The organism is Bifidobacterium imperatoris (assembly GCF_002860405.1).
Taxonomy (GTDB): Bacteria; Actinomycetota; Actinomycetes; order Actinomycetales; family Bifidobacteriaceae; genus Bifidobacterium; species Bifidobacterium imperatoris.
On record NZ_NMWV01000002.1, the window covers coordinates 15,472 to 39,476 of the forward strand.

Below are 24,005 nucleotides of genomic sequence, written 5' to 3' on the forward strand. Positions count from 1 at the left end.
GAAACCTCCTCTCGAATCATCAGATGTTGCAACGATCACTGGAACCAGCCATGCCATCTTCTAGGAATTCGTCGGAAACCTGCGTGAAGCCGAGGTGCTCGTACAGCTTGCGCGCGTAGGTTTGAGCCTCGATGTGCACAGTGTCGGCATGCATACGTTCCTGTGCCACCTTCAGACCCTCGCGCACAATGCGGGTGCCAAGGCCTTGCCATCGGTGAGTAGCTAATACGCGGCCGATGGATGCTTCGGGGAAGGTAATGCCCGGGTCGATGACGCGGCAGTAGGCAGCAATGCCATTCTCGTCGTGCAGAAACACATGCCAGCAGTGTCGATCCGCCTCATCCACTTCCTGATAGGTGCAGTGCTGTTCCACCACAAACACCGCCACGCGTACACGGTAAATCTCATATAATTCCGCTGCGCTGAGTTCTTCAAATCGTTTCACTGTCAACTGCATGGCGTCAGTATATAAAAAATAAGAGGGTTTGGAGCTCGGGAAGTCCTCCTTGAGCTCCAAACCTCACAATATAGAGTTTTTCTTCAGCCTTCATACCTCGACAGGGCGCAAGCGATGAATGGCGTCGGTATCGGTTTCATAATGGTGAGAATATATCGCGAGCAATGCAACGCCGAGGATGCTCAACGGCAAGCCGGCAAGACCCGTGAATTTGTAATCCATTGCGAATGCGTTCAGCGTCATGCCGCCGACTGCCGATCCCACGGCATTGCCGAAGTTGAAGGCGACTTGTGCGGCTGCGCCGGCGATGAGTTCGCCACCGCCCTGACCGGCTTCGGCCATGAGTAACAGCTGCGGTGAGTTGACGAAGAACAGTCCGAATGCAATCCAGAAGGTCAGCATGGTTGTTGTGGCATGATTACCTGGTACGACTAGTACCATCAACAGGCCGAGACAAGAAATCGTCTGACCGAGCGCGGCCGTGCCGGCATGCCGCCAATGATCAGCAGTCCAGCCACCGGCCAAGCCGCCGATGACCATGCCGAATCCGGCGAGCATCATGAATGCGGGTACAAGTGCGCTTGCCCATCCACCTGTTTTCTGCAACCAGGGGGAGACGTAGCTCCACCAGCAGAATACGCCGGCATTGCCGGTGAAGATGGCCGCGATGATGAACCAAGGGCCTGGTTTCGCGAGGAACTTGAACTGCCCCTTGACACCGGTGTCTTTGACTGGCGCGACGAAAGGTACCCACAAGGCTACGAGGATAATGGTCATGACGGCCCATGCGGCGAGAATGCCGAACGTCAATCGCCAGGAGACGAATTCGGCAAGCAATGTGCCAGCCGGTACGCCGAGCATGTTGGCGATGGTTTGGCCGGCGACCATCATCGACACGGATTGTGCCTCCTTGCCTGGTTCGGCTAGTGTTTTAGCCACGAATGTGGCGGTGCCGAAGAACGCGCCATGCGGTAGACCGGCGATAAAACGTGTGATCAGCAACATAGGGGCGTTGATGGCGAATGCGGAGAGCAGGTTGCCGATGAATGCGATGGCCATGAACAGAATGATGAGTTTTTTCGGCGGTACCTTACGCCCGAAGACAAGCATCAACGTACCGACGCATACGCCGAGCGCATATGAGGAGATATAGTGCCCGGCGGTCGGAATATCGACATTGGTTGCGGCTGCAGCCTGAGGGAGAATGCCCATCATCACGAATTCGGCGGCACCGAGGATGAATGAACCGGCGGCAAGAGCGAGCAGACTTTTCTTCATAGTTCTCTAGTTCTCTTTGACTTCATGATTGTATTTCAGCAAAATTGATTGATGTACTATGGAACTGTTTCCAAATCGATAAGTGATTATATGCTGAACGATGTACTATCTGCGGTTTTAGGAATGGTATGGATGTCTCTATATTTCCTGTATTTACAGCCATTAATTAATAATTGTAAAGGTATTCATGCATTGTTCAATAAGTTTTATTATAGGGAAACGGTTCCATTTCCTTGCAATATAAGACATAACTGATTGAACAAAAAGCGAATATGAGGGCCGCTACGGAGATGGCTCATTACATGCGTGATATATGCCTGTGATGTATGGCGCGGTATGAGGCAGGAGTATTGGACGAGAGGAGAGTCTTGTTGTGTAATACATGGCGGAAGTTTATGAGTGGCTGGGCAAGACGCCAATGATGATGCGTCGTGCATCCAGCCAAGTTCACATCAAGGAGATTTTGCGATGGAATACACCAAGCTTGGCAATAGTGATGTGACCGTGTCCCGAATTTGCATGGGTTGTATGGGATTCGGTGACGCGACCAAAGGCCATCATTCTTGGATTCTCGATGCCGATCAGTCGCGCGAGATTATCAAATATGGTTTCGAACATGGCATCACCTTCTACGACACCGCCATCGGCTACGCGGATGGCACCAGCGAGGAATACGTGGGCCGCGCGCTGCGCTCCATCGCAAGCAAGCGCGAGGATTATCAGGTGGCCACCAAGTTCCTGCCGCGCACTGACGCCGAACGCGAAGCCGGCGTGACCGGCCAGCAACATGTGCTGAACAATCTTGATGCCAGCTTGAAGCACCTCGGCCTCGACTATGTTGACCTCTACATCTGCCACATGTGGGACTACCACACTGATATGGCCGAAATCATGGAAGGTATGAACGAGGCCGTCAAGGCTGGCAAGGTGCGCGCCATTGGCATCTCCAACTGCTACGCCTACCAGCTCGCCAAGATGAACGCGCTCGCTGAAGCCAATAGCTGGGCCAAGTTCGTATCCATCCAGAGCCACTACAATCTCATTGCCCGCGAAGACGAGCGCGAACTTGTGCGCCTGTGCTGTGAGGACAACATCGCCATGACTCCATACAGCGCTCTCGCCGCCGGCCGCCTGTCCCGCCTGCCCGGCTCAGCCGCCACCAAGCGTCTCACAGAGGATCAGGTGGCGCACTCCAAGTACGATGCCACCGAAGCCCAGGACGATGTGATCATCGAACGCGTGGCCGAGGTCGCCGCCAAGCACGATACATCGATGACCGCCGTCTCGCTCGCATGGCTCTTGACCAAGGTGACCGCGCCCGTGGTGGGCATGACCAAACCGCATCACGTCGATGGTGCGCTCGATGCCGTGGCCTTGAAGCTCACGGACGAGGAAATCGTTTACCTCGAAGAGCCGTACGTGCCGCACAAGCTCGTCGGCGTCATGGCCTTCAACCACTGATTGTTGCCCCCTCTAAACGTCCGTATGTTCGCGCACTTCACGTACCCCGCGCGAACATACGGACGTTTTTCGTATCAAAATCCTTTGTATGTTCGCGCAGCACTGGTCACTTGCGCGAACATACGGATGATTGATGGCTTACATGCCGCAGTTATGAGACTAAGCTGATACCTAACGTCGCACTATTGCAAACGCAGGTAGTGCCCGGCATTGAAGCCGTGCACAACACTGATAGCTCTATATATAAGGAGTCTTGATATGACTGACGAAAATGCAACTAAGAAAGCCGAGAAGAACACCGAGCCGATGGTGATGGAATTCATCGATAACCTGAACCTGCTGGTTGAAGTCCAGTCGGAGGCTACCGTTTCCCGTACGGTGATGCAGGTGGAAGGTGCCAACGTAGTGCTGTTCTCCTTCGACAAAGGTCAGGAACTCAGCGAGCACACCGCTGCTATGCCGGTGCTGGTGCAATGTCTTGAGGGGCATTTCAAGGTGACCGGTGGTGGCAAGACTGTAGACCTCGTGCCTGGCGGCATCCTGCATTTTCCGACTCGTTTGCCGCATGCGGTGTACGCCGAGGAAGCCTCCAAGATGATGCTCATTATGATGCGCCACTGACGCGTATCGCTATTCGGTAGGTATGTGAGAAGAGCTCTGGATGTACATCCAGAGCTCTTCGATATTGGCACGATCTGCGCGGAATTACTGTTCGCGTGCAGCACGACGCTTCAGGAAGCGCTTGATGGCAAGAACTTCAAGCCCAATGAGCGCTACTGCCAGAACGGTAACTACTGTGTAGTAGATGTATTGCCATGTGGGCGTTTCCACCTTGGGCTGGCCATTTTCGTACAGCCAGCTGTTCACTGCTGTATACAAAATGTTGTGCGAAGCAGTGCGCATAGCCTTCACTGAGGTTGCGGAGTGGTCGGTGATTACATTGGCACCTTCAATAGTTGCCAGCATTGCATCATTACCGGAACGAATCGCCTGATCGCCAATCTGATATCCGAAACCACCGAAGTAGTCGGTTTCCACGAAGCCGCGGAATCCCCATTCGTCGCGCAGCACGCCGTTCAGCATGTTCTCATTGGCGGAGGAATAGCCATTGCCAACGTAGTTGAATGAAGACATGACCGCAGTCGCGCCACCATCCTTAACGGCAAGCTCGAACGGTTTGAAGTAGGTTTCGCGCATGGACTGCTCATTCGCCCAAGTGCAGAGCATGGCTACACGGTTGGTTTCCTGATCGTTCAGTGCGAAATGCTTAATGAACGGATACACGCCCCTCGAACGTGCGCCGGCAACCTGCTGGGCGGCCATAATGCCGGACAGCACGCCATCTTCGGAGAAGTATTCAAAGTTGCGGCCAGCATATGGGGTGCGGTGAATGTTCATGGCTGGTGCATACCAGCCGGTCACATTCATTTCGCGCGCCATGTCGCCAATGATTTCGCCGAATTTACGCGCCAGTTCCTTACTGAACGTGTTGGCCACCGAAACGCCGGAAGGCAGACCGATGGAGCCTACTCCGGTGAAGTTGTTATTCAGCGTGGAAGGGCCATCCACGTCAGACTGACGAGGCTTGTTGATGGATGCGACTGCGGAATTGCCATAACCGGCGAAAGCGATAAGCTGGTTCATCTCGTCGAAAGTCATTTCGTCGAGCAGATCATCCCACATCGGATCGTCGTAATCCTTACCGTAGAGCTGGTAGAGGCTCACACCATTGTTGGCTCCAGTGGTAGGCATTTCATCGGAGGCGTTGTTCTCGTTCTTGTAGTTCGATGCGTTGACGAACGTCTCCTTATATTGTTCAGGCATCTCAGTGCTGGCGGGGGCAGCGGTTGCGGACTCAAAGTTCGCGAAATGATCAGCGCGAGACAGTGTCTCGAACGTCGGCTTGATATTGTCAAACTCGTTGGTGACTTCGCCAGCGTCTGAAGAACGATGATTGTCGCCGGAGTAGGTAATGGTCTGCGGAATGTTCACGGTCTGCTCGGCAATTGACTCATGCGCATTTGCATTGATGGAAATGCCATAGTTTCCGGCTTCAAGTACGTAGGCGCGAGCATTGTCGGCATCATAGGATGCCATGTCTTCATCTTGGAACTCGATGTGCACGGTTTGTGATTCACCAGGCTTGAGCTCCTTCGTCTTCTCGAAGTCGATGAGATTCGCACTGGCCTTTTCAATACCGCCATTGGTATACGGCGGATTGTAAAACACCTCAACCGTATCTTTGCCCGCAGCATCACCAGTGTTGGTCACGGTCACGTCAAAGCTCACGGCGCCGTTCTTGTACGTCACGTCACCCATCGACTGATCAAACGTCGTGTAACTCAAGCCATAACCGAACGGATATTGCACCACGGCGTCGTAATCGATGGCGCCTTCATCGTCGGCGGTTTCGTAATACTTGTAGCCAACGTAAATGTCCTCGACATAATTGACGAAGCTCGGCACTACATGCAGATCTTGGCCGGCAAAGGCGGTATCCACAGCGAATTCATCCATATTGCTGTACTGGAACTGACCAAAGTTGTTTGACCAGGGAGCGGCGGAGAAGTCGCGCAGGAACGTATCAGTGGCACGGCCGGAAGGATTGACCTTGCCAGCCAAAACCTCGCCAAGTGCCGTGAAACCAGTCTGACCAGCCGGTGGCGCCCACAGCACGGATTTGATCTGCGCATAATCGTCAACGAAATTCAGATTAAGCGTATTGGCGCCGTTGTAGACCAACACCACATTATCGAAATTCTTCGTCACTAGATCAATCATGTCGCGCTCGCTCTTGGAGAGTTCAAGATATCCCTGACCGGCTTCGAAATCGTTGTAATCCGCGGAATTATTGTGATAAACAGATACAGCGTCGCTGGATTCGTCCGGGCCGGTGATGGCGCTATCTCCCGGGCCGAACTGACGGTTCTTGCCTGTATCGGACATGTTGCTCGGCAAATCGAAGCATTCGCCGCCTGTGCGAGCCAACACCACTACCGCAGTGTTGGAGAATGACTTGGCGTTGGCGATGAGCTCATCGGAATACGTGCTGGCGGGCGGCTCGGGCAGCGTCCAATCCTGATTGCCGGCATCGTTCGCCGGGCGGTCGGCGCGGTACGACGTGTAGAAGTCAGATAGTTCGGTATTGGTTTTCAGGCCGGCATCCGCCATACCCTGCAAGATCGACGTAGTCGGATACTGGTCATTCATCGAACCGGAGCCGGTACCGCCATAAATCGGATTGGTGGAGGCCCAGCCGAACACGTTGACATTCTTGGTGTTCAACGGCAGCGTGTCACTGTCGTTCTTCAACATCACAATGCCTTCACGCTCGATATCTGTGGCGAGTTCCTTGGTTTGAGCGCTCGTCTCTTCAGTAAGCGTGCCGCTGCCGGAAAGCAGAGACAGCATCGTGTTCAGTGGACCGAACAGCATCATGCTCAGCGCAACAATGGTTGCGACAGCTGCTGCAATCCACGTCTGTGAGTGAACAAGTTTGCGAACGCCCTGATTATGCACAGTTCGCTTGTTAATGGCGATGGTCAGCAACAAAGCCAGAACAATCGTGATGCCAATGGCAATCAGCTGTGCACTGATGGATTGCAGTGTGCTGATGACATCTGAGAAGTTGATTCCCAGCATGTTTTCTCCTTCTTATCATCTCTGCCGTCAACGATTCTTCGGTGACGTTGAGCGGTTGCTATAAGCGATGGATTAAGGCGTCAACGCCTTGTTTTGCTTATGTTTTGACAATAAGAAACGAGGGAATTGTACTGGTAATTCAGGTGCGTAAGCGGTGGATGAACGTACGCGAATGGTAACAATCAGGGTTTAGGTAGAATCAGTCCTAAGTCGAAAATGTCATTATCGGTGGTAATCGCCAAATCGCCACCGAGTCGTTCTGCAATCATGCGCATGCTTGTGATGCCGTATCCGTGGGATGCGGCATCGGTTTTCGTGGTGCGTAAGGTGCCGTCATCATCGCAATGAATGGTGTTGTAGTAATTCGAAATATGGATGTTGACGAGGTTTCCTCGCAGAACGGCGGTTAGCTTGATGACTCGTTGTTCCGGATTCTCCAGTTTTTCCACAGCCTCGATGGCATTATCGAGGGCATTGCCGAAAAGCGAATAGATATCATAGTCGCTCATCCAATCTACGCAGGCGGCATCGGCCATATAAGTAAAATGAATGTTCTTGCGTGCGGCTTCCAAACTTTTCTGAGTCAGCACCACGTCGAATGCCGCGTTGCCGGTTTTGGCAATGTGATCATATGTGGAAACTGAGTCTGCGATTTCATCAAGAATCTGATGCGTTGCATTGACACTATTAGTGGTACTGGAGGCTTGCGATGTAGCGGCCCGTAATCTTGCGATCTGATGTTTGAGATCGTGATAGTGCACGTTGGTGGTTTCGATGGTGTCTTTGAGCTGTTCGTAATAATTGGTGCGCAGACCGTTCATGTGTTGCACGAATGCGAGTTCATCGGTAAGCGCTTGGCTGTGCGCCACTTCTCCGAACAGCAACAGGATGATAATGCAGGTCAATGCGGAGATGGCGCGAATCGCAAACTCTGTCGGATCATCGAGATTCTTGGCGTATGCATATGAACTGAGACCAATAGTGACCGCTAGTGTGCTGCCCGTTAGCGCGGCCAAGGATGCCGGTGAACTCAGACGAGCTTTTGCTACGTCAAAAGTGCGGATATACCAATGCCAAAACGCTGCATATACGCAGATGAACACGACGATGCGTATGAGCTCGTTTACCAGCCATGATGTCAGTACTGCAAAGCCGGACAGCGAGGCGATACCGGCAACCGCCAATTCCATGATTTCTTCTGTTGCGGCGGCAACATGTTGCACCGCGTATCCGCAGATGGCGATGCCGCACGCCAACTGCCAGTCGCATCGGCAAATCAGACGTATGAGCGCTATGGATATGACGAAAATCAATGAAAAATTGAGAATGGAGCGCTGCATAGTACTTATGGCTATGGTGCATTGCACACATAGTAGAGCGGCCAGCATCATCACCGGAATCGCTATCATCGTGCGTTTTTTGGCTCCAGGAGAGCGAGCAGGCGCACGCAGCGCGAACAATAATTGCGCTACCAGAAGTTCAAGGGATGCAGCTTCCATGTTGAAGAGGTTCAGCAATGGTGCCGTGCCGAAGAACACGTCCGGGAATTCCAGCCAGCTCATCATTATGCGACTCCTGAGGAAATTGCAATAGCCCTAAGGATCTCTTGTTTCTTTGAGCGGCTTACTTCAATGCGATGGTTGCCCACGGTTATAGTATTGCCTTCCAAACCGGTAATGTTGTCGATGTTGACCAAGTACCAGCGATTGCAGCGCATGAAATTACCTGACTGCAATGCCTGCTCGGCTTGGCCGAGTGTGCCTTTGACCGTGTAATTGCCTTCGGCTGTGCAGTAGGTGATGTAGTGGTCTTGCACTTCTACATAGTCGATGCGATCAATAGGCACTACGTGCACGGCATCTCGAGTGATGAGCTTGATTGTGCTGGATCTACGCCGTTCCATGCGTTGTAATGCTTTGCGCATCACCATAGCGAAGCTGTAATAATCCACTGGTTTGACCACAAAATCGAGTGCTTCGACTTCATAGCCTTTAATGGCAAGCTGAGCCATATTGGTGACGAATACGATGATGGTTGCCGGATCGGTTTCACGAATCACTTTTGCGGCTTTGATGCCATCGACTTGCTGCATTTCGATGTCAAGGAATATGACATCATATTCCGGCTTGTAATGATGTAGGAGTTCTGCGGCATCAGCAAAGGCAGTGATGGTTGCGTCCAGCTGTCGTTCGCCAGCAAAGCGTGAGATGAAGGCGCTGATTTGTTCGCGTGCCTCGATATCGTCGTCGACTACAGCAAACGCAACCATCATCACTCCTTTGCATTGGTGGGCTGTATTGCTGTAATCACCATACCAATGGTGGTGATGCGCCACTGAGCGGTGCTGTCACACATGCCCGATTTCGCGGGCGGGATTGCCGGCGACGATGCTGCCCGCCGGTATATCGTGAGTCACGATGGCGCTTGCGCCGACGATGGCACCATCTCCGATGGTCACGTTCTGCAACACAATGGCGCCTGCGCCAATCCACACATGTTTGCCGATGATGATGGGCAGGCTTATGGTGGTGGCGCGGTCCATTGGATTCTTGCTGTGGTTGATGGTGATGAGCTGCACGTTCGGGCCGATGAATGTGCCATCGCCAATAATGATGCCGCCGCGGTCCATCAGCGTGCAACCCCAGTTGATGAACACACCTCGGCCGATTTCGATATTATGCCCGAAATCCGTGTAGAACGGCGGGTTGAAGCGGAATGATGGGTCAACCGGGTGGCCGACGATGCGCTCGAATAGGGTGTGTGCCTCCTGCTGCTCGTGGTATCCGGTGTTGAGCTCGGCGCAAAGGCGCTTGGTTTCGTTGATGATGGTGGCGATGGCGCAATAGCCGGGATCGCATGGGTTGACCGGCTTTCCGGTGCGGTCGCGCTCGAGAATATCGGCTGCTTTAGTGGTCATGATGGCTCCTTGGTCGTGTGCTGCCATCATTGAACCGCGCAGGGTTGGTGCTGTCTAATACCTATGGTTTATGTGCTTGCATGCCGGCGGGGCATGAGAGCACTGCATTATCTATCGCTGCTCTCCCTCAGTCAGCCGATGGCTGACAGCTCCCTCACCAGAGGGAGCCAAGTATGTATGGGGTTTCAGTCATGCAAATATGGACAGCTCCCTCACCGGAAGGAGCCGAACTTACGGAGCCGGAAGGCTATTACATGGTTTGCAGGAATTTGGCGAATGCGGCGGCTGTAGGGGAGGCCGTGCCCTGCTTCTTCCACACCAGCACCGAACTGCTTTCCAATGGTGGTGCAAGACGGATTCCACGCACGCCCGGATAGGTGGTGTCGTGGTCAAGGCACAGGTACAGTCCGAGGCCGCTGGCTGCCATTGCCGCGCCATTGGCTGGCAGATTGCAGGTGCCGGCGATGTTGAGATGCGGGGCATAAGGCCCGAACCAGTTCAGTACCACGCGGCGCACTGGTTCACGCGAGGGCAGGAGCAACGACTCGTTGGCTAGGTCAGCGGGGGAGAGGTGATCGTGGGTTTCAAGTGGATGGCCGTTCGGAATCATCGCGCACCAATGTTCGGTGATATTGGTGCGTAGGAATTCATAGCGGCTGGTATCCACCGGGTCGGCGAGCAGACCGAAATCCAGCAATCCCTGTTCAAGCTGATCTTGAATCACATCCGCAGTGGTGCTGACCACATGGAAGCGCACGCCGGGATGCAACGTGCGGAAGGCGGCCATACGGTCGGCGAGGAATGTCATAGCGCGCACTTCGCCGCAGCCGGCCATAATGTCGCCGCTTAATTCGTAGCTGGACTGCTTGAGTTCAAATTCCGCCTTGTCTGCCAAAGAAACAATGGTTTGCGCACGGTCGCGCAACAGTCGGCCTTCTTCGGTCAGTGTGATGGTATGACTGCCGCGCTCGAACAGGGTGACGCCGAGCTCCTCTTCCAGCTGCTTCAATTGCCGGGAAAGCGTCGGCTGGGAGATGCGCAGCAGTTGTGCCGCCCATGTAATGTTGCCTTCTTCGGCCACCGCCAGAAAATACCTGAGCACACGCAATTCCATAACTTCCGCTCCCTTTTCGGCAGATTCGACGCATCCATTGTAAATGGATAGACTTTTCTGGGAGAAGAATGCGCTGACACATTGTCACCGATGTGGCGGTGAATCCCAAATGCCGGGTAGGGGAGGGCATATGACCAGAATTTTGGTTGTGGAAGATGAGCAGGCACTCAACGACATCACCTGCGATACCCTGCGCGACGCCGGCTATGAAAGTGACCGGCTGCCTTAACGCAAACCGAGCGTTCGATGCGATGCATGGAACCCTCTACGATCTGGTGGTTTCCGACATCATGATGCCCGGCGTTGATGGTTATGAGCTGACCGAGCGCATCCGTGCGATCGATCCGAACATTCCTATCATCGTCATGACCGCGCGCGACGACATCATGTCGAAGCGTCGCGGATTCCGTGCCGGTATTGACGATTACATGGTCAAGCCGGTTGATTTGGACGAGTTGGTGCTGCGTATCGAAGCGTTGCTGCGGCGTGCACGCATCGCCGAGGATAAGCGGCTGACTATCGGATCGTTCGTTATGAATGCCGATCAGATGACCGCCATGCTGCAAGGTCAGGAGATTGCGCTGACCATGCGTGAGTTCAATATGCTGTACCGCCTGCTGAGCTACCCGAAGCAGGTGTTCTCCCGTGCTCAGCTCATGGAGGAGTTCTGGGATTCTGCCGATGCGGGGAGCCTCAGGGCTGTGGATGTGTACATTACCAAGCTGCGGCAGAAGCTTGCCGATTGCAAGGATTTTGATATTGTCACCGTGCGTGGTCTCGGATACAAGGCGGTGCCAAGGTGAGCAAACGGTTGAGCGGAAGCAACAAGCCGGCTTTGGGCAAGATGTCCGTCCGCGTGGTGCTGTGGTCGTTTCTGGTGTTCGTACTGGCTGCAGCCGGCCAGACGAGTCTGATTGTCTGGCTCCCGCGATGGTTGCCGGAAGCAAACCGTTGGTATCTTGCCGTAGTGATTCTTATATATTGGCTGCTGCTGGCCATAGCATTCGCAGCGCTGATTGGCCGGCAGATCAATAACCGGTTGGAACAGCCTATGCGCGAATTGGGCGAGGCTGCCGGCCATGTGGCTCAAGGTGATTTCTCCGTATATGTGGCACCTCGACATGTGGAGGGCACCCGGCAATGGAATTCCACGGATCAGATGTTCGCTGATTTCAACACGATGGTGGCCGAATTAGGCAGCATTGAGACAATGAAGAACGATTTCGTGTCCAATGTGAGCCATGAAATCAAGAATCCGCTCGCAATCATCACCACGCACGCCAAGGCACTGGAGCGTGACGCCATCAGCGATGATCGGCGCAAGGCTTATGCGCATACCATCGTTGATGCTTCCATGCGGTTAAACACATTGGTCACGAACACGCTGAAGCTGAACAAGCTCGAAAGCCAGAGCATTGTGGCGGAAGCCGCTGACTACGATGTTGCGAGCCAACTTACCGATGCTGCATTGGCACTGTACGATCTGTTTGCCATCAAAGGCATTGCATTGGAACTCGACGTGGAAGATCATGCCACCGTGCATGCTGACCCTGGCATCGTGAGTCTCATCTGGAGCAATGTGCTCGGCAACGCCTTGAAATATACCGAGCCGGGCGGTCATGTGAAATTGCGTCAAACCTCAACATCGAGCGGAATCACCGTGGAAATCATCGATGACGGCTGCGGTATGAGCGAGACCGAAGCCGCTCACATATTCGACAAGTTCTATCAGGGCGCGACTGCGCATGCTGCTGAAGGCAACGGTTTGGGCATGGTAATGGTCAAGCGCGCGGTTGATTTGAGCCACGGAACAATCACCGTGCGCAGCAGTCAAGGCTCCGGCACCACCGTCACCATTACCCTGCCTGCTGCAGCCGGTTTTTAATATAAGACCAACAATTCTTCAACAGTCGGCCAACATAACGCCCGTACGGTAGGCATCATCATCCCAACGAACATGAGTCAAGGAGTTTGATGATGACCACAGCACAGACCGCAGCCCAGACTACAGCGCAGACCGCAAGCACATCCGCTAACGATTACGTCGGCTATGAATGCCTGACTGTCACCGCCACGCCTGAGAGCAGCGCCATGCTCGCAGACGGATACCGTGCATTCGGCTGGGAGCTGCAGGACGCCTCCCCGCGAACGCTGCGTTTCCGCCGTCCGCGAGCCATCGACAACAAAATCGAACTTGTCCGTTTGCAGCGCCGTTTCGAAGCACAATCCGCGCAAATCGCTGATTTGGATGCTGCTCCGGCACGCAACAGCCGTATCGCCGGGCTGAGCTTGGGGCTCATCGGCTGCGCATTCCTTGCCGGCGCAACGTTCGCTTATCTTGCCTCCATGTTTGCGCTGATGATTGTTCTTGCCGTCCCCGGTTTCGCCTGCTGGATCGCCGCATACCCCGCCTGCCGTGCCATTGCCGCATCATCCAGCCGCCGCAACGCGCAGACCATCGAGCATCTCTACGACCTCAACGACGACGTGTGCCGCAAAGCAAGCGCATTGCTTGCATCATCATTGTCCGAGTAATCGAGGTATGTTGCGCTATTGCGAAGCGCGTATGCCGCATGGTGTTGAAGAGGGGATACCACACACAGTATGACAGGGAAGCAGCAGACAATAACCGCTAAGCAGCGCACATCGATTTTCGCAGTACTGCTGGCCGCGTGCATCGCCGGCGCGTTCGCACAAACATCACTGACCACCGCGCTGCCGGCCATTATGACGAGCCTCAATATTTCCGCAGTGCTCGGCAACTGGTTGACCAGCGGTTTCTCGCTGGCGATGGGCGTGATTATTCCAGCCACCGCGTTCATGATGAAACGCTTCAACACCAAGCCGCTGTTTTTGACCGGTCTTGCGCTGTTCGCCGGTGGTTTGCTGCTGGCCGCAGTTTCGCGCAGTTTTCCATTGCTGATGGCGGTGCGCATCATTCAGGCATTCGGCTCGGGCATCTCCCTATCCATGACGCAGGTGATCATTCTCGCGCTATACGCCGAATCCGGCGTTGGTGCGGCAATGGGATTCTATGGGCTTGCGGTTTCCGCAGCGCCGGTGATCGCACCGACGATCTCCGGCATCATGGTCGACCATTGGGGCTGGCAGTCGATTTTCTGGGTGTCTGGTGGCATCTCGGCGCTCGTACTGGTGATTGCGTTCCCGGTAATGCGCAACGTACTCACCACATCAGCTAGCGCGCATCTTGACATACTCTCGTTTATTCTTGCAGCCTTCGGCTTCGTCGGGCTGCAGCTCGGTTTCAGTAATCTTGGCGTGGCTCCTGCATTCAGCTGGCAGGTCCTTGGCGCGCTCGCCGCGGGTGTCATCTGCCTTGCCGTGTTTGTTGTTCGTCAGCTCAAGATTGATCATCCGCTGCTGCAGTTGCGCATTTTCGCCACGCGAGACTTCACCGTGGCGGTGCTGCTCAGCATGTTCCTGTATGCGGTGCTCATCGCTGGTTCCACAATCCTGCCGATTTACATGCAGCAGATGGATGGAGCCACGGTGACGATATCCGCGCTCGCCATGCTGCCCGGCTCGTTGGTAATGGCAGTCTCTTCACCGGTCACCGGGCGAGTGTTTGACCGATTCGGCATCCGCCCGCTGGCTATCGGCGGCATGGCCTTGCTGGCCGTTACGATGATTCCGTTTGGTTTCCTGACCGATACCACGCCGATTTGGTGGATTGCCGTGGTGCTCGCCGTGCGCTCGGTAGCTGTGGCAATGGTGATGATGCCGGCTGCAACCTGGGGCTTGGCCTCGGTGGAACGCAAGTATGCCAGTGATGCCAGCGCATTGTTGACTTCGCTGCGCACGATTGCCGGAGCGCTCGGGTCCGCGGTGTTCGTGGCGGTGATGGTCGCCTGCGGCAATAATCCAAGTGGCGTATCGATTGCTTTCTGGGCAATGATCGTCGTGGCTATAGTAGGCCTCGTCATGGCTGTGGTGTGCTGCCGTCGCTCTTCAATGAATTGATGAGCTGTGCGATGATGTCCGGCAATATGGAGCGGCTCAGCCATGTGATATTTTCCGGAGTGAATACCGCTGGTGCTTGCGCAAGGATGCCGAGCATGCCGCTGGATGCGAATTCCAACACAATGCGTTGACCTGGATTGAGTGGCTCCGGATCGCAGCCAAGCGCCGCCAGCCAGATTTCGATGACATGACTTTTCAGCTGGTTGGCCAGTCCTGTAGAGCCATGCGGTCCGGCGATAAGCGCCAGCTTTCGGATGCTGGCAACGCGTTGTGGCGTGGCTATGCTGGCGATGGCATAGTCACGTATGGTATCAATTCCTTCATCCTGCCGAATAATATGCGCGATAAACGCGGTGATATCCGGATCTCCATAGATCGAGACGATGGCGTCGTCGGCAAGTTCGGGAATGTTGCCATAATGGTAGTAGAACGCGCTGCGGTTGAGTCCGCTCAGGCGAGTGACGTCGCTGATGGTGATTTGCGCATACGGTTTCTGCTCGAGCAGTTGCCAAAACGCCTCCTGCATTCTTTCTGGTGCACTTTGCTCACCTGTTTTCGGTCGTGCCATGAGTGCCTCTTCTTGCTGCTGCCAGACTCCAATCAATAACTCAACATCGTATCGTGTTTTCCGCATGATACCGCGGCTTCAAAGTAAAAACTCAACATAATGCTGAATTACGTGGATTTTATTACCCAACAGAGTGATGTATTTCTTGTATCGCGACATAATGAATGCCATCGCAAGAGAGGACTTACATACCGTGGCTTTCCTTGAATTCCATGATGTAGTGCGACAGTACGGCAGCGGCGAATCCGCAGTACTGGCGCTCAACCATGCCAGCTTCGACATCGAACAGGGCGAACTCGCCGTTATTCTTGGCGCATCCGGCGCCGGAAAATCCACCACGCTGAACATTCTGGGCGGTATGGATCGCGCCACCTCGGGGTCGGTGATCATCGATGGCAAAGACATCACCAAAGCCAACGAATCCCAGCTCACCGACTACCGTCGATTCGACGTGGGCTTCGTCTTCCAGTTCTACAACCTCGTGCCCAACCTGACGGCACTCGAAAACGTGGAACTCGCTTCGCAAATCTGCCCGAACGCTCTTGACGCCCGTGAAACCCTCGCCAAAGTTGGTCTCGGCAACCGCCTCGCCAACTTCCCGGCACAGCTCTCCGGAGGTGAACAGCAGCGCGTTTCCATCGCACGAGCTCTTGCCAAGAATCCAAAGCTGCTCTTGTGCGATGAACCAACCGGCGCACTTGACTACAACACCGGCAAAGAAGTGCTCCAACTCTTGCAGGATTCTTGCCATCAGCATGGCATCACTGTGGCACTGGTGACTCACAACTCGGCACTTGCCCCGATGGGCGACCGTCTGATTCGCTTCCGCTCCGGCAAAGTCACCGAAATCACGCGCAATCCGAACCCCACGCCTATTGCGGATATCGAATGGTAGGGGAGCGGCAGGAACACTCATGAAGAAAACGGCACTCTGGAAAGACGCATGGCGCGCCATCGCCGGCAATGGCAAACGCTTCGCCGCCATGCTTGTGATAGTGGCGGTCGGCGTAATGATGCTTGGTGGCCTCAACGCCATAGCCCGGGATATTCGCGGTGGCCTCGATGAATTCTTCGACACTACAGCCATGCATGACGTCTCCATCATCTCCACTCTCGGCTTCGATGATGACGATATTGATGCATTGCAGCAGGTCGACGGCATCGCCAAAGTTGCCGGTGAACACTCGGCCAGCGTGACCACGGCCATCGATGGCAAGCAATCCTCGGCAACAATCACCACTCTCAATAATCAGGGCGTTGAACAGCCATATCTCAAGGATGGCAGGTTGCCGAAATCGACCCATGAAATCGCAGTCACTGAGCAGTACTTGCGCGACAGCGGCAAGTCGCTGGGCGATACTTTGACCTTCAAGCCCGATGATTCCGGTGCTGCCGGAAGAGCTACGGGTGATTCGGAAGGTATGTTTGAGACCGACAAGTACACCATCGTTGGCACGGTGATCGACCCGAACGATATCGTGAACCCGTCCGGCCCACTGGCCTTGGTATCCGGTGCGAAAACCGTCTACCCGATGTTCGTCTCCGAAGATTCGCTCAACGATACTGACGCTCCGTACACGTCGGTAGTTATTACCGTGGCAGGCGCGAAAACTCTGAACACCTATGACGACGACTATCTCAACGCCGTTGATGATGCAGTCGCCAACATCGAAGCCATCCAAACGGCTCGCGAGCAAGCGCGCACCGATGCCATGCCCAAGGCCAAATGGATCATTCGCGACCGAAGTGCCGTGACCAGTTATGAGGATGTGAAAACCCAAACCGAAATGATTGCGCGCTTGGGCACAATGTTCCCGGTGCTGTTCCTCATCATCGCACTGTTGGTCAGCCTCACCGCGATCACGCGCATGGTAGAGGAGGAACGCGGACTCATCGGCACCTATAAGGCGCTCGGCTACACTCGCCACGAAATCATGCTCAAATACCTGGTGTATTCGGGCGCCGCATGCCTGTTCGGCGGACTGCTCGGCGATGTGTTGGGCCTGATTGGGCTACCGTTCATGTTCACGCGAAAAATCATTACTGACATATATGTGCTGCCGAACTATCCGCTGCTGGTTGACTGGCGGCTTGCCCTCGGTGGTGTGCTGCTGTTCGTGGTCATTATTACCGGTGCCGCGATGGTAGCTTGTGCTGGATCGCTGCGATTGGAACCGGCCGAACTCATGCGCCCCAAGGCACCTAAGGCCGGCAAAACCATCTTCCTGCAGCGCATCGGATTCGTCTGGAATCACCTGAGCTTCCTCGGCAAGGTGACCGCACGCAACCTGTTCCGGTACAAGTCCCGCGCGCTGATGGTCATCATCGGCGTACTCGGCTGCACGGCGTTGATGACTGCCGGCTTTGGCATGGGCAGCTCCGCCCTGACGCTGATGCCGCGTCAGCACAGCGAAATCGCACCATACGATGTGCTGGCTGTGACTTCTGCCGCTAATCACGATAAGGCTCAGAGCGCGCTGGATGATGATTCCGAAGTGAAATCCACCTTGCCGCTGCAGCTTGGTAGCGTCACGCTTGCGCCGGCGCAACAGTCCGGCTCTGATACCGCGGACGATGCGAAAATCACTGCACAACTGATGGTCATTCCAGACGGTAAATCAACAGACGGGTACATCAATCTGCAAACGTCAAATGGTTCACCCATCGAACTGGAATATGCGGATGATGCCATTATCGTGACCGCCAATGCCGCGCGCAAATTGGCGCTTGCCTCCGGTTCCACTGTGAACCTTACTGATCAGATGGCCAACACCGCCGACGCCACCGTGCATGAAGTTGCCCAGTACTACACCGGCAACCTGGTCGTCATGTCCCAATCCGCATATAAGCAGATGTTCGATGCGGATTACGTGCCGAACGCCGACCTCATCAACGTGCGGGGTGATGCGGACGTGCAAATCGCTTTCGCGGATGATTTGGCCGAGCAGAGCGAATACCTGTCGGTAACGAGCTCCGCCAAGCAGGAGCGCGACTTCTCGAAGAGCTTCCAACTGTTCTTCGTGATGATCGGCTTCATCGTGATCATGGCCGCGATCTTGGCTGTGGTGGTGCTCTACACGCTAGCCAGCACGAACATTTCCGAACGCGAACGCGAGCTGGCCACCATCAAGGTGCTGGGTTTCCGCAAGCGTGAGGTGCATGGGTATGTCAATAAGGAAATGTTGCTGCTGAGCGTCATCGGCATCGCGATCGGTATGCCGTGTGGACGCGGACTGCTTGGCTTCCTGGTGAGCCAGTTGGATTTGCCGGGCATGAACATCGTGCCGAACGTGCCCTGGTTCTGCTACGCGGGCGCGGCTGCGCTGGCGCTCGCCTTCACGCTGCTGGTGAGTCTCGCCACCAACCGCTCCCTCGACCGCATCGACATGGTCGGCGCCCTAAAAAGCCCGGAGTGATGCAATCCATTTGTCGAGTCGACGGCTAATTCGTGTGTATTTCTTCGTAAGTTCGCGCAACTGACGGGTGCTGCGCGAACTTACGAAGGATTTCAGGGGTGAAATTGTTTGTATGTTCGCGCACCCCTTGTGATTGCGCGAACATACGGATGAGTGGAAGTCACCAAATGCGCCCTGTCGCATCGGTGCGCCGCTCGTAATAGGGGTGTGCGCGGGCCATAGGTACATTGGCCTCAAATAGTTTTCGTACCAGAGGATTTCGTTGCTCAACCTCTTTGTAATTAGTGCGAATGATTGTGGTGACTCCTGCCTGCTTGAGATAATCTTCGCGTTGACGTTCATCGTGCACAACTTGCCGAATGCTGCGCTTGTTGGTCATAGTTGGATTGACATATTTATCTGTCCCGTCGAATTCCAAAACAATAACCCTTCCATCTTCGGTATGCCATACAAAATCAACCCGAATATTGCCGGTTGGCGATGCGAATACATGCTGCAATTCCGGAACAGCGAAACCTTCATCAAGGATGATGCCGTAGCAGAATGATTCACCGCCGTTTTCATTAAGTGGGTTTGCGTAATATAGCAGTCGAAGCACCGGTCCACAGTCTTTTTGCAATGAATCGCAGACCTCCAGTATCTGCTCGCGAGTCACGATTCCCTGTCGCAGGGCCGAATCAAACAAGGCCATCGCATATACGAATGGGTAACGTAGACCGCAGTCGACCAGTGTACGAGCCGGACTCGTGACAGGCATGATATTAGTGATTACAGCATTGCCCGGAAGCGTGGTTTCAATATCGCCAATGGAAATCAGAGCGGGGTCTGCAATAGCGGTATGGAATTGTTTGTTGATCCGGTAGTGAACGGCATTGCATATAGGCGGATGTCTCATGACTATGCGTTGAATATTGCCATGCACTCGTTTGGAATTGCCGCTTGGCGCAGCCAAGAATATGGTTCCGTTGCGATTCAAATTCCAGCTATATTCCAAATTCAGTATGGCCGCTGCGCTAATGCCGGCAAACGTTCTGTTTGGATACTGCATTGATATTGTTCGTATGACATGCCGATGCTGCTCTGATGGGGTGAGTGTATCCCAGTAGGTGCGTCGAACATAGACATTTCTATGCGGACGAACCAGCAATCCGTTGTGAAGTCGTGTATATACGGCTTGTCGATCCGTCTCGTTGGAAGGATAAAAGCATCGGAGGTTGTTCTCTGCTTCATTGCAAAGACGTTCAATGGCATGGTGCGTGTTCATATGACCATGATGAAGAACGGTTCATGGCAGAGACAAGTGGAATCAGGTCATGTGGATAACGGTTGTTTTCACGGCGTGTTGCAGGTCAGATGTGGATAACTCAATGCGTGACAGCGTTTTTGGCAAGTGGCTAGCGCTTTTTTGTTTGTAAGTTCGCGCAACTGACGGGTGCTGCGCGAACTTACGAAGGATTTCAGGGGGTGAAATCGTTTGTATGTTCGCGCACCTCTCGTGATTGCGCGAACATACGGATATTTCGTTTATTTTTCGTGGAAAGAGAAGAGTGAATGGGGCCTCTGTGCGCGCACGATGCCTATGTTGCTCTGTACCGGATTGATGTGAAACCATTAGGGTGCGGAAAGGTGGTGCAATGCTTGGGATAATGGCCTCTCTGCCTGCCTATAATGGATTGCCAGAGGGGCCATTATTGTGAGGAGCTGGATGATATGGCTGCAGGGCGTCGTGGGCGGTTGAGCGCCAGCGAACAGGCTCGTATGAAACGTGTTTATACTAGGCGTCGTGCTGTGGTTGCCGTATGCGCAGTGCTGGTTCTTGTCTTGGCTGGGTTTAGCACGCATGCGGCGATGGGCGGTTGGCGGCGCGAAGTAGCAGCGCAGCCCGGGGCAATGGCGCAAACGGCATCTCAGCAGCCTGTCGCTATAGCTGATGCTGATATGAAACGTGGTCGTGTGCCGCAGGTTAATCAGGAGGAAGCGGCGCGGGCTCGGTGGACCAATCCCACGGGCAGTCAGCCGGATTTGTCGCAGTACTCCAACTTGAGCGTGGATGTGAACCTTGCTGAGCAAAAAGTGTATGTGAAATCCAATGGGAAAACCATATATACGATGATTGCCAGCAGCGGTATGAATGATGCCACGCCGCGAGGTAATTATGTGATTCAACAACGCGGCACGCATTTCTACAACGCCTCCGAAGGCATGGGAGCTGATTATTGGGTGCGATTCCGAGGCAGCTATCTGTTTCATTCGGTACCCACAGGGCCTGAGGCTGGCGATTACATTGCCAGCGAAGGTGAAAAGCTTGGCCAGCCGGCTTCGCATGGCTGTGTTCGTCTGACCGTGGCTGATGCGCAATGGTTCTATAACCAGATTCCTGAAGGTACGCCGGTTACTATTGCGTGACAGCCTGTAACGGCTGCATGTCGTACATATGATTGTGTGGCAATTGTGTGCCGCGACTGAAATGTTGCGGCCGCAAAGTGGCTCGATCACTCATATGCCGGCATGCATACGCAACCCCGGTTAGTGCGCTGTATACCCGTTGTGGCATAATTGCCGAGGCAATTTTTGGGCATTGCCCTAGAAGTTTGATTTGAAAACAGGTGAATAACGTGGCACAGACTACCAATGACATCAAGAACGGTTCCGTCCTGAACCTGGACGGCCAGCTGTGGACCGTCATGAAGTTCCAGCACGTCAAGCCGGGCAAGGGCCCCGCTTTCGTGCGCACCACCATCAAGAACGTGCTTTCCGGCAAGATCGTTGACAAGACCTTCAACGCTGGCATGAAGATGGAATTCGAGACCGTGGACAACCGCACCCTCCAGTACTCCTACGAGGATGGCGACAACTTCGTGTTCATGGACATGACCACCTACGATCAGATCATGGTTCCGAAGACCCTCGTGGGCGACAAGGCCAAGTTCCTGCTCGAAGGTACCGACTGCCTCGTCTCCTTCCACGACGGCACCCCGCTGAACGTTGATCTGCCGGGCTCCGTGGTCCTGACCATCACCCACACCGAGCCGGGCCTGCAGGGCAACCGCTCCAACGCTGGCACCAAGCCGGCCACCGTTGAGACCGGCGCCGAGATCCAGGTGCCGCTGTTCATCAACGAGGGCGACCGCGTCAAGATCAACACCGAAGACGGCTCCTACACCGGCCGCGAGAACTGATTCTTTCCGCAGCACTGGAGGATTAGCAGCAGTATGGCACGTTCTACCGCGCGTAAGAGGGCTCTGAACACCCTGTATGAGGCAGATGAAAAGAGCCAGGATATCCTGTCTCTGCTCGATGAGCGCATCGCTCACCCGGGCGCTCAGACCCCGCTTCCTGACTACGCCATCGAAATCGTTCGTGGTGTGGCAGAACATCGTCGCCAGATCGATCGCACGCTGGACGATTACTCCACGGGCTGGAAGGTCAGGCGCATGGGCGTGGTCGATCGCAATATTCTGCGTATCGCCACGTGGGAGATTCTGTTCAATGAAGAAGTGCCGGATAAGGTAGCCATCGATGAGGCTTTGGCATTGGCCAAGACCTTGTGTGATGACGATGCCCCGGCATTCATTCACGGCCTGCTCTCCGCGATTTGCAATGCAAAGGATGCTGAGCCGGCTGATACCACAGCACAGAATCCTGGCGATGGCGATTCCGCCGATGCCGCTGATTCCGCAGCTCCGTCCGCTGATGATCAGCCGACGGAAGAATAGTCATTGATTGAAGCCTCCCCATTGTGGGGAGGCTTTTTCATGGGTAGACGGGCAATTGACCGTTGCTATCCAAGCCGGTGTGGTACCGGCTGCCCCTGCCAGCAGGGTGATTCTCAAGTCGTATTCGCATCAGGCGGCGTGTGAGTCTTAGCTGGCCGTTAACCTTGGTACGAATACCCGAAACAGCATAAGGGGGTTTTGGTGAGCCAGAACGAGTCCGGAACCATCGCTATTCCGATGTATGACAAGGACGATGCAGTCCTCGTTTTGGAAGACGGACAGGTGTATGTGGGAGAGCCGTATGGTGCCCTGGGCAAGACGACCGGTGAGATCGTCTTCGCCACCGGTATGACCGGATACCAGGAGACGCTCACCGATCCGAGCTACGATCGCCAGATCGTGGTGCAGACCTTCCCGCACATTGGCGATACCGGTGTGAACAGCGAGGATCCTGAATCCTCCCGCATTTGGGTCGCCGGCTATGTTGTGCGCGATCCATCCCCGAACGTGAGCAACTGGCGTGCCGAAGGCAGCTTGGACGATGACCTGAAGAAGAACGGCATCGTTTCCCTGAGCCACATCGATACCCGCAAGCTCGTGCGCCATCTGCGCTCCGCTGGTGTGATGCGTGCCGGCATCTTCTCCGGTGATGCTCTGCTTAATCCGGAAAACGGCAAGCTGCGTGACATCGACAGCATGCTTCAGGACGTGAAGGACACCCCGCAGATGCAGGGCCTGAGCCTTTACGATGAAGTCTCCACCAAGGAGATGTACACCATCGAGCCGTGCGGCGAATACGAAGGCAAGGAACCGCTGTACACCGTGGCTGCAGTTGACCTCGGCATCAAGGGTATGACCCCGCACCGTATGGCTGAGCGTGGCTGCCGCGTGCATGTGGTGCCGTCCACCATCACGTTTGAGCAGATCGAAGCTCTGAACCCGGATGGTGTCTTCTTCTCCAACGGACCGGGCGACCCGGAACAGGCCGGTCCGGAAATCGAACTGCTGCGCCGGGTTTTGGATGCCGGCTACCCGTTCTTCGGCATCTGCTTCGGCAATCAGCTGCTGGGCCGTTCCCTCGGCTTCGGTACCTACAAGCTGAAGTTCGGCCACCGCGGTATCAACCAGCCAGTCAAGGATGTGACCACCGGCAAGGTGGAGGTCACCGCTCATAACCACGGCTTCGCAGTCGATGCACCGATCGGCAAGACTGTGGACGCTCCATTTGAAAACGGCAAGTACGGTAAGGTGTTCGTCTCTCACATCGATTTGAACGATGACGTGGTCGAAGGCCTGCAGTGCGTGGACATCCCCGCATTCTCCGTGCAGTATCACCCGGAGGCCGCAGCAGGCCCGCACGATGCGGCCTACCTGTTCGACCGTTTCTGCGAACTGATGAAAAACAACCCGCGCGACGCTCGCGCCAACAACGCCAACATCAAGGAAGGTAAGTGA

The 24,005-nt window shown here is 54.7% G+C and carries 21 protein-coding genes; 12 read left to right on the plus strand and 9 right to left on the minus strand.

The window, feature by feature from the left end; all coding sequences use genetic code 11:
• Positions 1-19: 19 nt before the first annotated feature.
• A complete protein-coding gene (locus Tam1G_RS00565; protein WP_101625115.1) occupies positions 20-457 on the minus strand; it encodes a GNAT family N-acetyltransferase in 438 nt (145 codons plus the stop codon).
• Between the two features lie 90 nt (positions 458-547).
• The gene (locus tag Tam1G_RS00570; protein ID WP_101625078.1) at positions 548-1,735 is read right to left on the minus strand and encodes an MFS transporter; all 1,188 of its coding nucleotides are present in this window, start codon (positions 1,733-1,735) and stop codon (positions 548-550) included.
• A gap of 468 nt (positions 1,736-2,203) precedes the next feature.
• On the opposite strand from Tam1G_RS00570, the gene Tam1G_RS00575 reads away from it, so the two are divergent.
• Positions 2,204-3,196, plus strand: coding sequence for an aldo/keto reductase (locus tag Tam1G_RS00575; RefSeq protein WP_101625079.1), 993 nt, complete (start codon positions 2,204-2,206; stop codon positions 3,194-3,196).
• A 306-nt stretch (positions 3,197-3,502) separates the two neighbouring features.
• Complete coding sequence (locus Tam1G_RS00580; protein WP_101625116.1) at positions 3,503-3,817, plus strand: cupin domain-containing protein; 315 nt, start codon at positions 3,503-3,505, stop codon at positions 3,815-3,817.
• An 84-nt stretch (positions 3,818-3,901) separates the two neighbouring features.
• On the opposite strand, the gene Tam1G_RS00585 is transcribed toward Tam1G_RS00580, so the two are convergent.
• The 5 genes from Tam1G_RS00585 to Tam1G_RS00605 all read right to left on the minus strand — a co-directional run bounded on the left by Tam1G_RS00585 (position 3,902) and on the right by Tam1G_RS00605 (position 10,869).
• Positions 3,902-6,838 (minus strand): glycoside hydrolase family 3 protein, encoded by a 2,937-nt coding sequence (locus Tam1G_RS00585; protein ID WP_101625080.1) that lies wholly within the window; start codon positions 6,836-6,838, stop codon positions 3,902-3,904.
• Between the two features lie 182 nt (positions 6,839-7,020).
• Positions 7,021-8,403 (minus strand): ATP-binding protein, encoded by a 1,383-nt coding sequence (locus Tam1G_RS00590; RefSeq protein ID WP_101625081.1) that lies wholly within the window; start codon positions 8,401-8,403, stop codon positions 7,021-7,023.
• Entirely contained in the window at positions 8,403-9,110 is a 708-nt protein-coding gene (locus Tam1G_RS00595; protein WP_101625082.1) for a LytR/AlgR family response regulator transcription factor, read from the minus strand. Before Tam1G_RS00595 ends, Tam1G_RS00590 begins: the two co-directional genes overlap by 1 nt.
• A 75-nt stretch (positions 9,111-9,185) precedes the next feature.
• Complete coding sequence (locus tag Tam1G_RS00600) at positions 9,186-9,755, minus strand: sugar O-acetyltransferase (RefSeq protein ID WP_101625083.1); 570 nt, start codon at positions 9,753-9,755, stop codon at positions 9,186-9,188.
• A 250-nt stretch (positions 9,756-10,005) separates the two neighbouring features.
• A complete protein-coding gene (locus Tam1G_RS00605) occupies positions 10,006-10,869 on the minus strand; it encodes a LysR family transcriptional regulator (RefSeq protein WP_101625084.1) in 864 nt (287 codons plus the stop codon).
• A gap of 251 nt (positions 10,870-11,120) precedes the next feature.
• Between Tam1G_RS00605 and Tam1G_RS00610 the strand changes: the two genes are divergently transcribed.
• From Tam1G_RS00610 to Tam1G_RS00625, 4 genes are all read left to right on the plus strand, one after another.
• Complete coding sequence (locus Tam1G_RS00610; protein WP_242689663.1) at positions 11,121-11,672, plus strand: response regulator transcription factor; 552 nt, start codon at positions 11,121-11,123, stop codon at positions 11,670-11,672.
• An 8-nt stretch (positions 11,673-11,680) separates the two neighbouring features.
• Positions 11,681-12,754 (plus strand): HAMP domain-containing sensor histidine kinase, encoded by a 1,074-nt coding sequence (locus Tam1G_RS00615; RefSeq protein WP_242689662.1) that lies wholly within the window; start codon positions 11,681-11,683, stop codon positions 12,752-12,754.
• Between the two features lie 89 nt (positions 12,755-12,843).
• A complete protein-coding gene (locus Tam1G_RS00620) occupies positions 12,844-13,404 on the plus strand; it encodes a hypothetical protein (protein WP_133124952.1) in 561 nt (186 codons plus the stop codon).
• 69 nt (positions 13,405-13,473) lie between these two features.
• The gene (locus Tam1G_RS00625) at positions 13,474-14,850 is read left to right on the plus strand and encodes a DHA2 family efflux MFS transporter permease subunit (protein ID WP_101625086.1); all 1,377 of its coding nucleotides are present in this window, start codon (positions 13,474-13,476) and stop codon (positions 14,848-14,850) included.
• Here Tam1G_RS00625 and Tam1G_RS00630 read toward each other — a convergent pair.
• Positions 14,810-15,484 (minus strand): TetR/AcrR family transcriptional regulator, encoded by a 675-nt coding sequence (locus Tam1G_RS00630; protein ID WP_133124953.1) that lies wholly within the window; start codon positions 15,482-15,484, stop codon positions 14,810-14,812. The two genes, Tam1G_RS00625 and Tam1G_RS00630, sit on opposite strands and share 41 nt — an antisense overlap.
• A gap of 127 nt (positions 15,485-15,611) precedes the next feature.
• Between Tam1G_RS00630 and Tam1G_RS00635 the strand changes: the two genes are divergently transcribed.
• Both Tam1G_RS00635 and Tam1G_RS00640 read left to right on the plus strand, forming a co-directional pair.
• The gene (locus Tam1G_RS00635) at positions 15,612-16,313 is read left to right on the plus strand and encodes an ABC transporter ATP-binding protein (RefSeq protein ID WP_101625088.1); all 702 of its coding nucleotides are present in this window, start codon (positions 15,612-15,614) and stop codon (positions 16,311-16,313) included.
• 19 nt (positions 16,314-16,332) lie between these two features.
• Positions 16,333-18,834, plus strand: a complete 2,502-nt coding sequence (locus tag Tam1G_RS00640; protein WP_101625089.1) for an ABC transporter permease — start codon at positions 16,333-16,335, stop codon at positions 18,832-18,834.
• 160 nt (positions 18,835-18,994) lie between these two features.
• On the opposite strand, the gene Tam1G_RS00645 is transcribed toward Tam1G_RS00640, so the two are convergent.
• Complete coding sequence (locus Tam1G_RS00645; RefSeq protein WP_242689661.1) at positions 18,995-19,882, minus strand: CTP synthase; 888 nt, start codon at positions 19,880-19,882, stop codon at positions 18,995-18,997.
• A gap of 662 nt (positions 19,883-20,544) precedes the next feature.
• Here Tam1G_RS00645 and Tam1G_RS00650 point away from each other — a divergent pair.
• The 4 genes from Tam1G_RS00650 to carA all read left to right on the plus strand — a co-directional run bounded on the left by Tam1G_RS00650 (position 20,545) and on the right by carA (position 24,005).
• Positions 20,545-21,240: a L,D-transpeptidase gene (locus Tam1G_RS00650; RefSeq protein WP_242689660.1), complete on the plus strand. Its 696-nt coding sequence runs from the start codon at positions 20,545-20,547 to the stop codon at positions 21,238-21,240.
• A gap of 209 nt (positions 21,241-21,449) precedes the next feature.
• Positions 21,450-22,013, plus strand: coding sequence for an elongation factor P (gene efp / locus Tam1G_RS00655; protein WP_033889801.1), 564 nt, complete (start codon positions 21,450-21,452; stop codon positions 22,011-22,013).
• 33 nt (positions 22,014-22,046) lie between these two features.
• The gene (gene nusB / locus Tam1G_RS00660; protein WP_101625091.1) at positions 22,047-22,550 is read left to right on the plus strand and encodes a transcription antitermination factor NusB; all 504 of its coding nucleotides are present in this window, start codon (positions 22,047-22,049) and stop codon (positions 22,548-22,550) included.
• Between the two features lie 237 nt (positions 22,551-22,787).
• Positions 22,788-24,005: a glutamine-hydrolyzing carbamoyl-phosphate synthase small subunit gene (gene carA / locus Tam1G_RS00665; RefSeq protein WP_165781854.1), complete on the plus strand. Its 1,218-nt coding sequence runs from the start codon at positions 22,788-22,790 to the stop codon at positions 24,003-24,005.

Coding starts and splice junctions, on each gene's coding strand:
- Tam1G_RS00595 (WP_101625082.1), bottom strand. CDS start 9,110: ATGATGGTTGCGTTTGCTGTAGTCGACGACGATATCGAGGCACGCGAA.
- Tam1G_RS00610 (WP_242689663.1), top strand. CDS start 11,121: ATGCATGGAACCCTCTACGATCTGGTGGTTTCCGACATCATGATGCCC.
- carA (WP_165781854.1), top strand. CDS start 22,788: ATGTATGACAAGGACGATGCAGTCCTCGTTTTGGAAGACGGACAGGTG.
- Tam1G_RS00570 (WP_101625078.1), bottom strand. CDS start 1,735: ATGAAGAAAAGTCTGCTCGCTCTTGCCGCCGGTTCATTCATCCTCGGT.
- Tam1G_RS00585 (WP_101625080.1), bottom strand. CDS start 6,838: ATGCTGGGAATCAACTTCTCAGATGTCATCAGCACACTGCAATCCATC.
- Tam1G_RS00600 (WP_101625083.1), bottom strand. CDS start 9,755: ATGACCACTAAAGCAGCCGATATTCTCGAGCGCGACCGCACCGGAAAG.
- Tam1G_RS00580 (WP_101625116.1), top strand. CDS start 3,503: ATGGTGATGGAATTCATCGATAACCTGAACCTGCTGGTTGAAGTCCAG.
- Tam1G_RS00645 (WP_242689661.1), bottom strand. CDS start 19,882: ATGCAGTATCCAAACAGAACGTTTGCCGGCATTAGCGCAGCGGCCATA.
- Tam1G_RS00590 (WP_101625081.1), bottom strand. CDS start 8,403: ATGATGAGCTGGCTGGAATTCCCGGACGTGTTCTTCGGCACGGCACCA.
- Tam1G_RS00640 (WP_101625089.1), top strand. CDS start 16,333: ATGAAGAAAACGGCACTCTGGAAAGACGCATGGCGCGCCATCGCCGGC.
- nusB (WP_101625091.1), top strand. CDS start 22,047: ATGGCACGTTCTACCGCGCGTAAGAGGGCTCTGAACACCCTGTATGAG.
- Tam1G_RS00605 (WP_101625084.1), bottom strand. CDS start 10,869: ATGGAATTGCGTGTGCTCAGGTATTTTCTGGCGGTGGCCGAAGAAGGC.
- Tam1G_RS00620 (WP_133124952.1), top strand. CDS start 12,844: ATGATGACCACAGCACAGACCGCAGCCCAGACTACAGCGCAGACCGCA.
- Tam1G_RS00565 (WP_101625115.1), bottom strand. CDS start 457: ATGCAGTTGACAGTGAAACGATTTGAAGAACTCAGCGCAGCGGAATTA.
- Tam1G_RS00575 (WP_101625079.1), top strand. CDS start 2,204: ATGGAATACACCAAGCTTGGCAATAGTGATGTGACCGTGTCCCGAATT.
- Tam1G_RS00625 (WP_101625086.1), top strand. CDS start 13,474: ATGACAGGGAAGCAGCAGACAATAACCGCTAAGCAGCGCACATCGATT.
- Tam1G_RS00650 (WP_242689660.1), top strand. CDS start 20,545: ATGGCTGCAGGGCGTCGTGGGCGGTTGAGCGCCAGCGAACAGGCTCGT.
- Tam1G_RS00630 (WP_133124953.1), bottom strand. CDS start 15,484: ATGCGGAAAACACGATACGATGTTGAGTTATTGATTGGAGTCTGGCAG.